This window comes from Flavobacterium sp. TC780 (assembly GCF_056783245.1).
The window spans coordinates 1-15,171 of the sequence record NZ_JBXBAV010000168.1; the positions used below are offsets into that span (position 1 = coordinate 1).

General features: G+C 31.5%; 10 protein-coding genes and 6 pseudogenes. 11 read left to right on the top strand and 5 right to left on the bottom strand.

What is annotated here, in order from left to right:
- The first annotated feature begins 479 nt into the window (after nt 1-479).
- The 3 genes and pseudogenes from AC1RYN_RS18700 to gldD all read left to right on the top strand — a co-directional run bounded on the left by AC1RYN_RS18700 (nt 480) and on the right by gldD (nt 2,807).
- Nucleotides 480-921: pseudogene (locus AC1RYN_RS18700) on the top strand (single-stranded DNA-binding protein).
- Nucleotides 922-944: 23 nt separating this feature from the next.
- A pseudogene (locus AC1RYN_RS18705) lies at nt 945-2,238 on the top strand (gliding motility-associated protein GldE).
- A 5-nt stretch (nt 2,239-2,243) separates the two neighbouring features.
- Nucleotides 2,244-2,807 carry a gliding motility lipoprotein GldD gene (gene gldD, locus AC1RYN_RS18710; RefSeq protein ID WP_481808175.1) on the top strand — a complete coding sequence of 188 codons (564 nt, stop codon included), beginning with the start codon at nt 2,244-2,246 and terminating at the stop codon, nt 2,805-2,807.
- 71 nt (nt 2,808-2,878) lie between these two features.
- Here gldD and AC1RYN_RS18715 read toward each other — a convergent pair whose 3' ends face one another.
- The gene (locus AC1RYN_RS18715; RefSeq protein WP_481808176.1) at nt 2,879-3,256 is read right to left on the bottom strand and encodes a heavy-metal-associated domain-containing protein; all 378 of its coding nucleotides are present in this window, start codon (nt 3,254-3,256) and stop codon (nt 2,879-2,881) included.
- 104 nt (nt 3,257-3,360) lie between these two features.
- Here AC1RYN_RS18715 and AC1RYN_RS18720 point away from each other — a divergent pair, with 104 nt between their 5' ends.
- Nucleotides 3,361-4,227 carry a DMT family transporter gene (locus tag AC1RYN_RS18720; RefSeq protein WP_481808177.1) on the top strand — a complete coding sequence of 289 codons (867 nt, stop codon included), beginning with the start codon at nt 3,361-3,363 and terminating at the stop codon, nt 4,225-4,227.
- Nucleotides 4,228-4,371: 144 nt separating this feature from the next.
- Here the strand turns inward: AC1RYN_RS18720 and AC1RYN_RS18725 are convergent.
- A pseudogene (locus AC1RYN_RS18725) lies at nt 4,372-6,369 on the bottom strand (insulinase family protein).
- A gap of 61 nt (nt 6,370-6,430) precedes the next feature.
- Nucleotides 6,431-7,757 (bottom strand): annotated as a pseudogene (locus tag AC1RYN_RS18730) (M16 family metallopeptidase).
- Between the two features lie 353 nt (nt 7,758-8,110).
- On the opposite strand from AC1RYN_RS18730, the pseudogene rplU reads away from it, so the two are divergent.
- The 4 genes and pseudogenes from rplU to AC1RYN_RS18750 all read left to right on the top strand — a co-directional run.
- Nucleotides 8,111-8,268, top strand: a pseudogene (gene rplU, locus AC1RYN_RS18735) (50S ribosomal protein L21); the annotation flags it as partial.
- Nucleotides 8,269-8,488: 220 nt separating this feature from the next.
- Nucleotides 8,489-8,693, top strand: a pseudogene (locus AC1RYN_RS18740) (50S ribosomal protein L27).
- A gap of 351 nt (nt 8,694-9,044) precedes the next feature.
- Nucleotides 9,045-9,299 (top strand): hypothetical protein, encoded by a 255-nt coding sequence (locus AC1RYN_RS18745; protein WP_481808178.1) that lies wholly within the window; start codon nt 9,045-9,047, stop codon nt 9,297-9,299.
- Nucleotides 9,300-9,542: 243 nt separating this feature from the next.
- Entirely contained in the window at nt 9,543-9,791 is a 249-nt protein-coding gene (locus AC1RYN_RS18750; RefSeq protein ID WP_481808179.1) for a hypothetical protein, read from the top strand.
- Between the two features lie 734 nt (nt 9,792-10,525).
- Here the strand turns inward: AC1RYN_RS18750 and AC1RYN_RS18755 are convergent.
- Nucleotides 10,526-10,819: an AAA family ATPase gene (locus AC1RYN_RS18755; RefSeq protein WP_481808180.1), complete on the bottom strand. Its 294-nt coding sequence runs from the start codon at nt 10,817-10,819 to the stop codon at nt 10,526-10,528.
- Between the two features lie 432 nt (nt 10,820-11,251).
- Here AC1RYN_RS18755 and AC1RYN_RS18760 point away from each other — a divergent pair, with 432 nt between their 5' ends.
- Together AC1RYN_RS18760 and AC1RYN_RS18765 are read left to right on the top strand one after the other, a co-directional pair.
- Nucleotides 11,252-12,328 carry a calcium:cation antiporter gene (locus AC1RYN_RS18760; protein WP_481808181.1) on the top strand — a complete coding sequence of 359 codons (1,077 nt, stop codon included), beginning with the start codon at nt 11,252-11,254 and terminating at the stop codon, nt 12,326-12,328.
- 54 nt (nt 12,329-12,382) lie between these two features.
- Nucleotides 12,383-13,372 (top strand): phosphotransferase, encoded by a 990-nt coding sequence (locus AC1RYN_RS18765; RefSeq protein WP_481808182.1) that lies wholly within the window; start codon nt 12,383-12,385, stop codon nt 13,370-13,372.
- A 179-nt stretch (nt 13,373-13,551) separates the two neighbouring features.
- Here AC1RYN_RS18765 and AC1RYN_RS18770 read toward each other — a convergent pair whose 3' ends face one another.
- A complete protein-coding gene (locus tag AC1RYN_RS18770) occupies nt 13,552-14,106 on the bottom strand; it encodes a porin family protein (protein WP_481808183.1) in 555 nt (184 codons plus the stop codon).
- Between the two features lie 532 nt (nt 14,107-14,638).
- On the opposite strand from AC1RYN_RS18770, the gene AC1RYN_RS18775 reads away from it, so the two are divergent.
- A partial coding sequence (locus tag AC1RYN_RS18775; protein WP_481808184.1) for a glycoside hydrolase family 10-like protein occupies nt 14,639-15,171 on the top strand: 533 nt, incomplete at its 3' end.

The window sequence follows — 15,171 nt, forward strand, 5'->3', positions numbered from 1 at the left end:
ACTTTTTTTGTTTACTTCGTTCAGTTATGTCTAAGGTTAATACATGCTCCTGTTGTTCAGGAGGAGCAGCCTGGTATAAAATAAAGTAGCCCACATATATACCTGTACATCTGAACATCGGGAAATTGCTTCCCTTTGTAAAAAAAGAGACCTCTCAGGGTAATTTGTGGCAGCTAACAAGATTTATTTTTTTCATAGGTAATTTATGGCAAATATATGGTTTATTTTTATTTTTACATGTAATTTATTACAAAAAAATATATATATGCCTTTTTTTTGAATTTTATTTAAATATTTGGGTTAATGTTTTGGAGGTGTTTTCGGGAGATTATATGTAATAGATAAAATTTAAAACGGAATTGGTCTAAGTTGTTTAAAACATTATCCTTTTCAGTTTTTTTTGATTCATAATTTTATCGAAACAGAATAAAATAAGTTTCCAAAAAAATGTATCTTTGGTAGAAATACTATAGTAAGTCATGAACGGAACATTAAATAAAGTGATGTTGATAGGTCATTTAGGTGACGATGTAAAAATGCATTATTTTGATGGTGGGAATTGCATTGGGCGATTTCAATTGGCAACTAATGAAGTTTATATAAATAAGACTACCAACGAGAAAATCACCTCGACGAGAGTGGCATAATTTGGTGGTTCGTAATAAAGCCGCAGAGATTTGTGAAAAATATTTGTCAAAAGGAGATAAAATATATATAGAAGGTCGCATTAAGTCGCGCCAATGGCAAGCTGAAGATGGTTCTACGAAACATACAACTGAAATTCAGGTAACTGAATTTACTTTCTTAACAACCAAAAAAGAGACTGAAGGGCAGAAGCAGAATCCTCCTTCAGAATCCTCAAAAAACACTAACTTTGACGCTTCGAATGATGGCTTGCCTATAAATGACTTGCCATTCTGATTGTTTAACTAATTCTTTTTAATTTGGACCCAGAGCCCAGTTTACACGTTGCAAACATCTTAGACACCAATCTAATTGTTGGTTTTCTTGGAATTTTTATTTTACTTTTTTGTTCGGCCATAGTTTCTGGTGCCGAAGTAGCACTTTTTTCGCTGTCTCAAAAAGATATTGATGAGGCATTACAGCAAAACACGTCCAAAGGAAGGATTATCTAATCTTTTGGATAGACCTAAAAAACTTTTAGCGACACTTCTTGTAGCCAATGGATTTGATTAATATTGGGGTGGTTATTTTGTTCTCTTTTGTGGGTAGAGATATTTTTGGAGCAGTTATTTCTCCAATATTAAAATTTGTTCTAGAAGTAATTTTGGTCACATCTTTGATATTACTGTTTGGTGAAATTTTGCCAAAAGTTTATGCGAGTCGTAATAATCTTAAATTTGCGCAACGCGTAGCGTATCCATTGGCTTTTCTGGATAAATTGCTATCTCCTATAAGTTTGCCAATGCGTTCAACAACTATATATTTACATAATAAATTAGGGAAACAAAAAACTAGTTTTTCAGTAGGACAATTATCTCAGGCTTTAGAGCTTACTGATTCAGAAGATACATCAACAGAAGAGCAAAAAATATTAGAAGGGATCGTTTCTTTTGGAAATACTGACACAAAGCAGGTAATGAGCCCCAGAATTGATATTTTTGCATTAGAAATCTCGGAATCTTTTGAAGTTATATATTCTAAGATCATTGAGAAAGGATATTCGAGAATTCCAGTTTACCGAGATAATATTGATCAGATCGAAGGAGTCTTGTTTGTTAAAGATTTACTTCCATATATTGATAAAAAGGATTTTGATTGGGTTAAGCTTATTCGAGAGCCTTTTTTTGTGCCCGAGAATAAGAAACTGGATAACTTGTTGAAGGATTTTCAGAGTATGAAAAGTCATTTAGCAATAGTTGTTGATGAATATGGCGGAACTTCGGGATTAGTATCTTTAGAAGATGTGATTGAGGAAATAGTAGGAGACATCAGTGATGAGTTTGATGATGAACATATTAATTTTTCTCAGATAGATGATAAGAATTACCTGTTTGAAGGGAAGATAAATCTTAAAGACTTTTATAGGATTATAGATGTTGATGAAGACTTATTTGAAATACAAAAAGGGGAAGCCGAAACATTAGGAGGCTTTATTTTGGAAATCATAGGAAACTTTCCAAAGAAAATCAAAAAATAGCTTTTCAGAACTGTGTTTTTACAATAGAATCGGTTGATAGTAAGAGAATTAAACAAATAAAGGTAACAATAGAATAATAAAAATGCTTAAAAAATCAATTGCCATAATCATACTTTTTATAATAACATTGACTGTAGTGAGTTGTAAAGATGACGTTGTGCCTAAACCAGCGAGTTATTTAAGATTGGATTATGCAGAAGCTAAATATGTAAATTTTGAAAATCAATGCCCTTTTGCTTTTGAGATTAATGCAGATGCTGTTATAAAAGGAGAAAAAGATTGTGGATTCGTGATTTCATATCCAAAAATGAAAGCAACTATTTATCTTACTTACAAACCTGTAAATAATGATATTAATAAATTATTGAAAGATGCTCAGAAATTAACTTATGAGCATGTTATAAAAGCTGACGATATATTAGAACAGCCGTATTTAAACCCTAATAAAAAAGCCTACGGTATGTTTTATCAGGTTGACGGGAATGCAGCTACTAACTCTCAATTTTACATCACAGACAGTATTAAACATTTTGTGACAGGTTCGGTTTATTTTTATGCCAAGCCAAATTTTGATTCAATTATGCCAGCAGCAAGTTATATTAAAAATGATATGCAGCATTTAATGGAAACTATTAAGTGGAAGTAGAGAGAAAAATAGAGTAATCAAAAAAAAAGAGCATTCATTATGCTCTTTTTTTTTGATTAAAATCGTTTGAATTACGATTTCATATTTAAAACTTTATATGTTTTTCCATCACCAGTGGCTTGAACTATTTTAGTTAGGTTTTCTGGGTTTTGAACTGTTTTGTCAAAAGTTACAGTAGCAGTTTTAGTCTCAAAATCTACTTTTGCATCTTGCACACCATCTAAATCAGATAATTCGCTTTCGATAGTTTTTGCGCATCCCATTGCACAAGTCATTCCTTCGATATTAAAACTTGCGGTTTGTACATTTTGAGCAACAATTTCTTTAGTTGCTTTTGGAGCAGCAGTTTCAGTTGTAGCTACTTCTTTAGTTTCTGTTTCATTCTTTTTACAGCTTATAAATAAAAGGCTTGCAATTGCTAAAGCTGCGATTGATTTTACGATTTTCATATTGTTTTGTTTTAATAGTTTACGACAGGATTTGTTTGCAAAATTAATAAAAAACAAATGGAGAATTCATAAATTTATTACAATTTTGCTGTAAAACAGGAGGTATGGGTTTAAAACAATTAAAGTGGGTTTATTTAATAGGATTGGCCTTAATTTGGGGGAGTTCTTTTATTTTGATAAAAAAAGGATTAATAGGTTTAACTGCTATTCAATTAGGTTCTTTACGAATTATTTTTGCATCCTTGTTTCTGCTATTGGTTGGGTTTAAAAGTCTGGCTAAAATTTCAAAGCAACAATGGAAGTTCATTGTGCTAACCTCATTTTTTGGAACATTCACTCCTGCTTATCTTTTTGCAATTGCAGAAACTCAAATTGATAGCTCAATTACAGCAATCTTAAATTCGCTTACGCCATTAAATACATTAATAATAGGAGCAGTTGTTTTTGGGATTCAATTCCAAAGGCGACAAATTTTCGGTGTTCTTATTGGTTTAATAGGATGTTTGCTTTTGGTCTTTAATGGAGCAATGAGTCATCCGGAACAAAACTATTATTATGCTGTTTTGGTTGTAATAGCTTCGCTTTGTTATGCAATAAATGTAAATCTGATTAAGAGGTATTTATCAGATTTGAACTCATTGAGTATTACTACAGGGAATTTTGCTGTACTATTGGTTCCGGCAATTGTGATTCTGAGTTTTACAGGATTTCACGAAGTGATGTATGATGAAAAAGTTCAATATTCTATTTTGTTTATAATTATCCTTGGGGTAGTAGGAACAGGTATTGCAAATGTTTTGTTTTTTAAATTAATACAAATGTCATCTCCTGTATTTGCAACCTCAGTGACCTATTTAATTCCGATAATAGCTTTCTTTTGGGGATTTCTGGATAATGAGATGCTTACGCCAATTCAGCTTCTGGGAGCTTTTATTGTTTTGGTAGGGGTTTATCTGTCAGCAAAGAAGTAAGTATTTAATTGTAGGCTGATATTCGTAAAAGCAAGATGTTTTTTTTTGTAAAAAGTAAAACGCAAAAAAAAAGCTTTGTCAAGGTTTAATTTGACAAAGCTTTTAAGGATTTTAGTGTCTCAGCGTTTTAGTGCTCAGTACCTTCTATAGGAAATCAGCATCAGAAACACCTTCATTAATTTTTACTTCCGACATTTTGATGTTTAATTCAAAGCCTACATTTTGGATAATGTTAAAAGGAACTTTGATTCCTTTTACTTCTTTGTAATCACCGAAATTTGTAATTTGTGTTATTGATTTTCCAGCTTGTTCAGCTACTTTAGATTCTGCAACTTTTAACCCAGATTTTGTATCGAAAAAATACGTTGTTTTGCCATCTTTTATAGCATAAGCATCGTTGTTGTTAATTGGTTCGATACGGTCAATTACTAATCCGTCTTTTTTAGAAAGTTGTAGTTCTTCAAAAGGAACTGCGCTAGCTTTCATCTCTGCAAGATCTTTGCCTTCAAGATTTTTTCGTTGTCCTTGCTGTTCGATGTAAGCTGTTTTTTCATTGACAACTTGTTTCATTAAGTTCATAGGTCCCATAGCTAATGAAACCATCATTTTTCCTTTAGCATCCATTTTAGAAGTGAATGTTAATGGTGATGGTGCTTGAGGAATAGTTGTTGATCCTAACATTGTAATAGTTTTTACAGAAGCAACAGCTTTTTCTCCGCCAATAGCTTTTATGTAATTATCAAATACGTTTTTAGCAGTTACTCCTTTAGGAACCTCCTTTTTTAATGATGGTTTTTCAGTAGGATTAGCATATTTGTCAAAATAACTAATAGGAATATTTAGTTTCTCTAAACTTGGAATTACTTCAGATCCTTTTCCAGTAATTACAATTCTCATATTGTCAATTAGGAAATATTTATTGGCTACTCTAAGGATTTCATCAGGCGTTACATTGTTGATGTTTTGAATGTATTTTTCATAAAAATCTTTTGGAAGATTTTCAGTTTCTATATTCAATGCATATCTGGCTACTGTTTGAGGTTTTTCGACTTGCATAACAAATCTACCAATATATCCAGCTTTAACTGTTTTTAAAATTTCATCTGAAACTTTTTCAGTTCTGATTCTCTTTATTTCTTTTACAAATTCAGTTACAGCACTATCCGTTACAGCATTTCTTACTGCAGAGGCAGCTTTGAATTTGGTTGTGTATTTACCGCTTCCTAAGCCTGAGCTAGCGCCATAAGTCCATCCGTGAGCCTCACGTAAATTCATGTTTAAATAACTATTGAAATCACCTCCTAAGATTTGATTTGCTATTACAGCAGGAAAGAAATCAGGATCATTCATTTTTAAATTTACTGTGTTAACTAATGCTATTTCTGATTGTACGGCATTTGGAACATCAACAAAGTTAATTTGAAGATTAGCTACGTTTGCAGGTGCAGGGTAAGTGTCTTTTGGTTGTGTTTTTTTCTCCCACTTTCCAAAAAGTTTTTCTACAGCTGCCTTAGTTTCTTTGAATTTTATGTCTCCAATAACTACTAAATAAGCATTTTCTGGAACAAAATGATTTTTGTAATTATTTTCTACATCGGTAAGTGTAATGTTTTTTAGTGTTTCTTCGGTAATAAATTCTCCCGAAGGGTGATTTTTACCAAATGCTAATGCATCAACTACTCTTCTTTCGATTGCAGGCACATTTTTTCTTCAGTTTTAAGACCTTCAATAAGTTTTGCTTTTTCTTTGTCAAACTCAGCTTGAGTGAAATTAGGTTGTAATGCACCTTCAGCTAAAAGCTCTAGAATTCGTCCTGAGTATTTAGAAAGTGAACTTGCAAAAGCACCATGTGAGCTAAAATTGATATTTGCTCCGTAAAAATCTATTTCTTCGTTAAAAACTTCTTTAGCTGTTTTTTTAGTTCCGTCCCCAATCATGCTGCTTGTTAGCTCATCTACTCCTTTTTTGTTTCCTTCTGCAAATGGAGCATTGTCAAGGGTTAGATTAAAACTTACTCTTGGTAGTTTATGATTTTCGACAACCAAAACTTTCATGCCATTTGCTAGAACAAAAGTTTGTGGTTTTTTAATGTTTACTACTGGCGAGCTACCTGTTAGGTTGCGGACGATCTTGTGCTTGCATAATTCCTGTTACGAATAATAGGATTAAAATAATTTTTCTTTTTTTCATGATTCTAAGAGTCTTAATTTTGTGCCTTTGTAGTAGGAACGTAGTCTAAAATTAAACGTTGATTAGGATTTAGATATTTTTTAGCAACATCTCTAATTTCTTCTCTGGTGATAGAATGATAGAGGTCAATTTCAGTATTTATCAGATTTACATCGCCGTAAAGTAGGTAGTAAGAAGCTAAATTTTCGGCAATTCCTTCTACGGTTGAGTTAGAATTAACGTAGTTATTGTCGAACTTGTTTTGTAGTTTTTCGTAATCTTTCTCTGAGATCAGGTTGGTTTGAAGTTTTACAATTTCTTCATCAATTTCTTTCAATAAATCTTCAGAAGTGAAAGGTTTCATTGGTAAGCCATATAAAATGTACATACCGTAATCTTCTTGACTAAAACCAACAGCTCCAATTTGTAAAGCCATTTTTTTGTCGTCAACTATCTTTTTGTAAAGTTTAGAGCTTTTTCCATCACTTAAGTAAGAAGAGATTAAATCTAAAACTCTTGCATCTCTTGTTTTCATAGATGGAGTACGGTAAGAAGCAACAAGCATCGGAATTTGAATATTTGGGTCTTCGTATTTAGCTTTTATAGGCTGTGTAATAGGCTCTTCTGTAAAAGTTTGTTTTTGAAGTTTTTCTCCTTTTTTGATTGGTCCAAAGTATTTTTGAATCCATTCTTTTGTTTTTGCTTTGTCAAAATCTCCTGCAATTACCAAAACAGCATTGTTTGGAGTGTAGAATTTTTTATTAAAAGCTTTAAATTCGTCAAGAGTTGCTGCGTCTAGATCTTTCATCAGGATCTGATATTGTTGTCCAGCGATACGGGTATTTTTGAACATGTTTTTCTTACCTGAGGAAGTATGTTTCCATACGGTTGGTTATCATAACGAGTTCTTTTTTCTTCTTTAACAACTTCGTTTTGGGTATCAACACCAATTTTGTTTATTACAGGATGCATTAATCTTTCTGATTCCATCCATATTGCTAATTCTAAGTTGTTAGAAAGGGAAAACTTCATAATAATAAGTTCTGTCGTCAGATGTGTTGGCGTTATTGGTACCGCCATTGGCAGTTACAATTTTCATCCATTCACCACGCTTAATATTTTCTGTTCCTTCAAATAATAAATGTTCGAAAAAATGAGCAAAACCAGTTCTTTCTTGGATTTTCATCTTTTGACCCCACATGGTACATTACGGAGGTTACGACTACAGGTGCGAAGAATCATTGTGAGAATAACATGCATGCCGTTATCTAAATCGTATTCTTCAGAAAAGCTACTTTTTGAGCTGAGCTATATTCACCTAACATAAGTGCTGCAGTTAGCATAATTATTGGATTTTTCATAAAGGTTAATAATTTTTTTTATTACACTTAATAAGTAATGATTAATTAGAAATAGTTACACCAAAAATAACTTTTTTTGATTAGGAATAACAAAACAGGGACTTTTTTGATGGTTTTTTAACAGTCTTTTACTTTAAAGGTGTTTTTTAATAAATCGAAAACTCCTGAAAAACAAGAATTAATAAGTATAAAATATTTTTACTTTAAGAAATTGCACAGTAAATTATTAATTGTATATTTGCAACCTTAAAAATAATAAATCAATTTGGTATGTATGCAATCGTAAGAGATAAGGGCAACAATTCAAAGTAAGCAAAGACTTAAAGGTTTATGTTCACAGATTAGCTAATGAAGAAGGTTCAAAAGTTTCTTTTGAAAATGTTCTTTTATTAGATGATAATGGGAATATTACTTTAGGCGCCCCAGCTATAGAAGGTGCTTCAATAGAAGCTAAAGTGTTACAACACTTAAAGGAGACAAAGTAATCGTTTTCAAAAAGAAAAGAAGAAAAGGTTACAAAAAGAGAAATGGTCACAGACAATATCTTACTCAAATTGTAATTGAAGGTATTACTGCAGCTGGAGGAACTAAAAAAGTAGCAGCTAAGAAAGCAGTTTACAGAAGAAGCAGCTACCGAAGAAGAAAAACTTTTAAAGTGAAAAAAGCGGCTCCAAAAGCAAAAAAAGAAAAAAGCTACCAAAGAATAATAACAATATTTAAACTCATATGTCATGGCTCACAAGAAAGGTGTCGGAGTTCGAAGAATGGTAGAGAATCAGAATCGAAAACGTTTAGGCGTTAAGATTTTTGGAGGTCAAGCTGCTATTGCTGGGAACATCATCGTTAGACAAAGAGGTTCAAAAACATAATCCAGGTGAAAACGTTTACATTAGTAAAAAAGATCACACTCTACACCAAGAAGATGGAAAGTTGTAAAGTTCCAAAAAAATAGATAATAAATCATACGTTTCTATACTTCCATTGAAGCATAATAACTAAGATTATATATTATTATAAAAACCCGTTCGCTTAGCGAACGGGTTTTTTGTTTTAGGGCATTAATTATATTTTGATGTTGTTTTTGTGGCCTTTCGCATTAAATATAAATCTGGCTCTGGTTTGTATGAATTTATTATTAGTATTTTTGAATGAATAAATCTGTTTTAGTTTTGAAAAGAGATAGATTACTTCTGTTATTTTTTTGTGTAAGTATATATGCGAAAACTGTGCCTACTGGTATTATTAATCAAGTTGCGTTGCTTGATGATTCTCAAAAAAGTGTGTTATATGAATTTGTTGTTTTACAAAAAAATGGTTCAGAGGCCAGATGTCTATTGGGAAAAACATAAGAATTTGTTTCCTGTGCTTAATGATAGTTTACGAGATGAGATGGCTAATGAGATTTTTGTAAACTCTCAATATTATACTCCAATAAAAAAAACGTCTGTCGAATTGTGGGTACAAGTACAATCAATTACAAACTGGTATGCTGGATTTAGCTGCATTTATTGCTGTATGTGCAGTAATGGGGTTGTTATGTAATTATTGGAGTTTGATTATAAAGATTCTTGATGAAACAAATTTGCCCCCCTATTTAAAGTGTTGTTTTCAGAAAGTTGGTCAATGATGAATTATTGCTGATTGGTATTGTTTGTGTTTTTATAGGATGCAATGTCGAAGATATGTGTTCTCGTACTGTACTTATTCATGTCGGATTCTGTTTGATATGGAGTCAATCAACAGCCTTGTTTACATAAAAGAATATCTTGTTAGGAAGATATATTTATGAAATACAAAGTAATTTTTGGGGAAAACAATAAATGGGAGGTGAGCATTAAGACAATTCGTTTGCCTGCAATTATTATAACTATTGCTATTTTATACGTACTTTATAGAGTGCCAGAAGATAAATTATACTATTATGAGGTTGTTGTAGTTAGTATTGTAGCTATTTATGCTTTTCCAATTTGGCGTTCAATCGAAAAATATATATATCCTGTTCTGATTCCTTATAAAGATGTCGGATTCAAATAATATATACTCGTTGGCAACTTGCACAGTTTTAGCTTTGTTTGTTGAAGTATTATTTTTGTATCAATCTGGTGTTGCGTTGTTTGTCATATGCATAACGGCAAATGACCCCCTATTGGTAGTATCATTTCTGATTCTGTCTCTAAGGGTAAATATAAGACAATAATGATAATAATTTATATTTATTTACAATTTGTAGCAGTTTTTTTCTTTCTTTCGATTTTACTGTAGTAGTTTTTATAATCAACTTTAGAAATATATGGGTATCATTGATTGGGTGTGTATGTTTGTGGTTATTAAGTACTGGGCAATTGTGATGACTATTTTAGTTGCAGAGGATAATTTTCGTAAGTGGGCTTGGGGTTTCTTAGGGATGGCAGTATTATTATGGCTGTTGGCTAAAGGGATTCTCTACGTCTTGCATTAAATATCTAGCTAAATTTGGCTTTTGTTGTTTGTGAAAAATTCATTTTTTAAGAGTTGATTATTTTCGATTATAGACAGGATAAAATCAACTCTTTTGTCGGTGAGGTTTAATTTGGTAATTCGAGTTAATTTGGTAATCATAAGCATTGTAAGTGTTTGTTATTGCCTTGTAGGATCTACTGCTTCTTGATAAGTTTGCTTACGCTCAGAATCTGTTTGGTATATTTCTTTCCAGGTGGTAACAAATAAACACAATTGGATTGTAACGATGTGTTTTAATAGCTTTTGTTAGTTGTGAAGGAGGTGGTAATTTAATTAGTTCTGTATAGGCTAAAGTGTCCTGGAATACCTCGGTCAAAAAAAATGAACGAATTTGCTTTGTTTTTAATATAAGTCTCAATGGAGCGTTTTAGCATTAATAATGTGAATTTTTCTTTATCAGCCCAGGGTAAAGCTTCGCCATTTGACTCTACTTGCTCTTTAATTATATCACGAGCAACTTCATTTATGCTATTATAGTTTCTTCTTTTTAATTCTTCTATAATAGTTGTTTTGCCAACTCCTGGTCCTCCGGTAATGATAAATAGATTGATTGGTTTAATCATTTTAATTTATTTGATTTTATGTAATAATTTTATTGTTTGAGATGAAAAAAAAACACTTTTGATAGAACATAAAAAAGTGATTTGGTTGAATCATAAGCAGTCTTATTAATGTGCTTTGATACATGTTAATATTAAAATAAAGTTTTATTTAAGAGAGAGGTTTGAATATAAAGATAAATAAAAACAGCTTAGTTTTTTTAACAGTTTGTGAGTTCTTAAGGACTTGTTTATGAACTATTTTGTCTATGACTTATAGGAAATAAGTTTAAAGAGGTAGTTTTAATAAATGATTAAGATAATGATAAAACAGTAAATATAATGTAGTTTTTTACTGATTTTAGCGAAAAAAGTTATATATTGGGAATATAAAGCCAATTTATCATAAAATCTATTGGCGAAAAATTAATTTCAAGTATTTATATATTAAAAAAAATGAAACAATTACTTCAGTGGACAATTATTATTCCAATACTATCCTGGGTTCTATTTTTTAGCGGACTTGTAGAGAATAGCAGCATTTTTCAAATAGTAGCAAGTATACTACTAATCCTCAGTGTTATGTCGGCAGTACATCATTCCGAGATAATTGCAGAAAGAGTGGGGGAGCCTTATGGAACCATTATTTTAGCTATATCAATAACTGTTATTGAGGTTTCGATTATTATATCACTAATGATGTCAGAGGGTTCAGCAGCAGCTTCGCTCGCTAGAGATACTGTATTTGCAGCGACAATGCTTATTCTTAATGGTATTATTGGATTGTGTCTTTTAATTGGAGGATTGAAACATTATGAACAGAATTTTTCTGTTTCTTCAGTAACCATTGGTTTGGTGTCACTAGTATCGATTATAGTATTTACCTTGGTGTTCCCTACTTTTACAGAAAGTGTTCTGGGATCTTATTATTCAGTACCGCAATTAGTTTTTGCTTCAGCAGCCTGTCTTATTATTTATTCTTCTTTTCTATTTGCACAAACGAGTAGATACCGACAATATTTCCTGACAATTGGAGATGATGAAAATGAAGATGCAGCTGAGCCTATAGCTATTAATAATAAGGTATTTTTTACGAGTCTTACTTTTCTTATTGTAAGTTTAGGAATTGTTGTGTTATTAGCAAAAACTCTTTCTCCTACAATCGAGAGTATTATTGTTAGTTACAGTCTGCCAAAAACTTTGGTAGGGGTAGTAATTGCAGCAATTATTTTATTGCCCGAAGCAATTGCTGCTATCATCGCAGCGAGAAAAAATAGACTTCAAACTAGTCTAAATTTGGCTTTGGGGTCTGCTTTGGCAAGTATTGGGTTAACTATTCCTAGTGTTGCAGCTGTTTGTATCATGATGGATATGCCTATTATCTTAGGACTTGATATTAAGTCTATTGTTTTGTTAGCATTATCGGTGTTTACTGTAATGTTGTCATTAAGTAAAGGAAAATCTAATATTGTTTATGGAGTAGTGCTTCTTGTCAATTTATTTGCTTTTGTATTCCTTATGATTTACCCTTAATGGGGAAAAAAAGTTACTGGTAAAGGATCAAAATGACAGATAAAATATAAAAGAATGCTACAATTTCCAGTAATAAGTTCAGTGCTCTCGGCTAGTAAGCTTGGTGAGTTCTTGCAACAAGAATATAGTTTAAGTAAGCATACGGAATGTGCTCTTTTTAGAACAGCAATGAATCATGTTTATATGGTTACAGATGTTGATAAAAAGTATGTTTTTCGTGTCTATAATTTTGATTGGAGAACAAAAACAGAGATAGCTGAAGAATTGAGGCTTTTGATTTATTTGTGGGAAAATAAGGCTTCGGTTTCGTATCCAATTGCAGATAAATTAAATGAATACATACAGGAATTAAATGCTCCCGAAGGTAAAAGATTTGGGGTGTTGTTTTCTTTTGCTGATGGTGCAAAATCAGCAAGATTTAACGAAGAAACAAGTTTCTTTATTGGTCAGGCTTTAGCCAAAGTTCATGAGTCAGCTCAAAATTTTGAATTAAAAAGAGTGACCTATAACGAAAGTATTTTGCTGATAGATTCGATTAAGCGAACACAGGTATTTTTTAAAAAAGAAACTGATGAAATCCTTTTTTTGAAAAATCTAGCTAATTTTCTTCAAAAGGAGTTTGCTAAAATCAAAAATAAGGAAGTTAGATTTGGAGCAGTTCATCTAGATGTATGGTTTGATAACATGCATTTTAATGAAGAAAATAAAGTAACATTATTTGATTTTGATTTTTGTGGTAATGGATGGCTGTGTCTGGATATTTCATACTTTTTGTTTCAGCTCTTTATTACAAATCCGAATGAAATGGATTATGAAGTAAAGGCAAAAAGCTTCCTTAAAGGTTATGAATCCATAATTGAAATAAGAGAAGAAGAAAAACGAATATTGCCATTAGTTTGCTTGGGAGTTATGTTGTATTATATTAGTGTGCAGTGCGACAGATTTGATTCTTGGACAAACATCTTTTTGAATGAGGATCATTTAAAAAGATTTACAGGTAATTTAAAACGATGGATTGATTACAATAAAATTAAAATTCAATAAGGTCTTCTAATAGCATTAGAGACAAGAAGAATTTTTTATATAAATCAAAAACTCCTTAAGAAATTAAGGAGTTTTTTTATAGGGTTTTAGTCACTTCAATCGAAGATTTAATACCAATTTTGATATTTTCTAAAAATAATTATGAGTGACGTTATAAAAAGTGTTGAAGTTGTTAAGTCTTAGAAAAAGAAATAACCAACAGATACTTGAAATACTCCGTTTTTATTTTTACTAGAAGAATTGTCTACATTATTAATATCAGTTAATCCCAGATTGTATCTTGCTCCAAAATTAAGTCCGTTGTCAAGTTTATAGCCTAATCCAAAATTAACGCCAAAATCAACAGTATTAAACGAGTCCTTTACATTTACTTTTTCATTTTTAGCAGAAAATAAAAAACCTATTTGTGGCCCAGCCTCAACGCTCAATCCTTTTGTTAAATAATATTTTCCCATTAAAGGAATGTTCAAATAACTCAAGGCAACTGTATTGTCATTAAAACTATATCCCTGACCAGAATACATTAATTCAGGTTGAAAAGAAAATTTATCTGAAATGGGAATTTCTGATAAAATACCAAAATTAAATGATGTTACAGCATCAATACCTTTGGTGTCATCTCCGCTGATAGTTGCAAAGTTTAATCCTCCTTTAGCACCAAATTTAATTTTTTGGGCATTAATATTTGTAAAACCTATAACTGTAACAACAGCTAGTAATAAAATTTTTTTCATAAAAAGTGATTTGAATTATTTGAATCCAAAATTCGCATAAGAAAGATTAGAAAAGGTTTCAAAAGCTTAAAAATGTATAAAGTGGTACTTATTTGTCAGTGTTTTTATATTCATTTGGTGTCTGACCAGTAATTTTTTTCAAAAGGTTTTATAAAAAGTCGTTTTAGAGGTAAGCCAGATTTTATTACCTATCGCTTATGCCTTGTTTTTTAGCGTCTTTTTCCCTGTTTAATATATTGTCAATATAAATGTGCTGATTTTTGCTGAAGTAGGAAATTTTAGATAATTATAAAAACAGCTTGTTTTCAGTATTTTAGTAATGAAAATTGAATTTGTGCTAATTTGTTAAGTTGCATTATTCTGCATTATTTAGTTTTGTATATTTGATAAAATGCAAAAAAACGTATCTATTAATGCGTTGTTGTATTTTAGTGTTAAATAACCATTAAAACTAACTAACTATGAAGCAAAATTATTTAATTATTTTACTTTTTTTATTGGAGCGCTAACCAGTGGTAAGGCCCAATGTTCGATGGATGCCGAGTTTAGCAAAAGCAATCCAAAACGCGATTTGAGAGGCGTTTTTTTAGCCTCAGTTTACAGTTTAAATTGGCCTACAAACCGATTAGCTACACCAGCAGTACAGCAAGCAGAATTGATTGCAATTTTGGACAATCTAAAAACTAATGGTTATAATACCGTTTTTCTTCAAGTTCGTTCAGAGTGTGATGCTTTATATATCTCAAGTATAGAACCTTGGGGATATTATTTGACCGGAACGCAAGGTTTGGCACCAAATCCTTTGTGGGATCCTTTGTCATTTGCTATAAGCGAAGCCCATAAAAGAGGACTCGATTTACATGCTTGGTTAAATCCTTATCGAGCAAAAACAGCCTCTGCATACACCGCTTCTGCTAATCATATTACTGTTACCCAACCTACTTGGTGGTTTACATCATCAGCTGATTCACAAAAAATATTAAATCCTGGATTGCCTGCGGTAAAAGATTATGTCATTAGTATTGAGGTGCTGCCTCCCGAACAACAGGAGCATGTATTAACCTT

What these genes read in the sequence shown, in the direction of transcription:
- AC1RYN_RS18770 (WP_481808183.1), bottom strand. Translation starts at nt 14,106, where the DNA reads ATGAAAAAAATTTTATTACTAGCTGTTGTTACAGTTATAGGTTTTACA.
- AC1RYN_RS18745 (WP_481808178.1), top strand. Translation starts at nt 9,045, where the DNA reads ATGAATTTGTTGTTTTACAAAAAAATGGTTCAGAGGCCAGATGTCTAT.
- AC1RYN_RS18760 (WP_481808181.1), top strand. Translation starts at nt 11,252, where the DNA reads ATGAAACAATTACTTCAGTGGACAATTATTATTCCAATACTATCCTGG.
- AC1RYN_RS18755 (WP_481808180.1), bottom strand. Translation starts at nt 10,819, where the DNA reads ATGATTAAACCAATCAATCTATTTATCATTACCGGAGGACCAGGAGTT.
- AC1RYN_RS18750 (WP_481808179.1), top strand. Translation starts at nt 9,543, where the DNA reads ATGAAATACAAAGTAATTTTTGGGGAAAACAATAAATGGGAGGTGAGC.
- AC1RYN_RS18720 (WP_481808177.1), top strand. Translation starts at nt 3,361, where the DNA reads ATGGGTTTAAAACAATTAAAGTGGGTTTATTTAATAGGATTGGCCTTA.
- gldD (WP_481808175.1), top strand. Translation starts at nt 2,244, where the DNA reads ATGCTTAAAAAATCAATTGCCATAATCATACTTTTTATAATAACATTG.
- AC1RYN_RS18765 (WP_481808182.1), top strand. Translation starts at nt 12,383, where the DNA reads ATGCTACAATTTCCAGTAATAAGTTCAGTGCTCTCGGCTAGTAAGCTT.
- AC1RYN_RS18715 (WP_481808176.1), bottom strand. Translation starts at nt 3,256, where the DNA reads ATGAAAATCGTAAAATCAATCGCAGCTTTAGCAATTGCAAGCCTTTTA.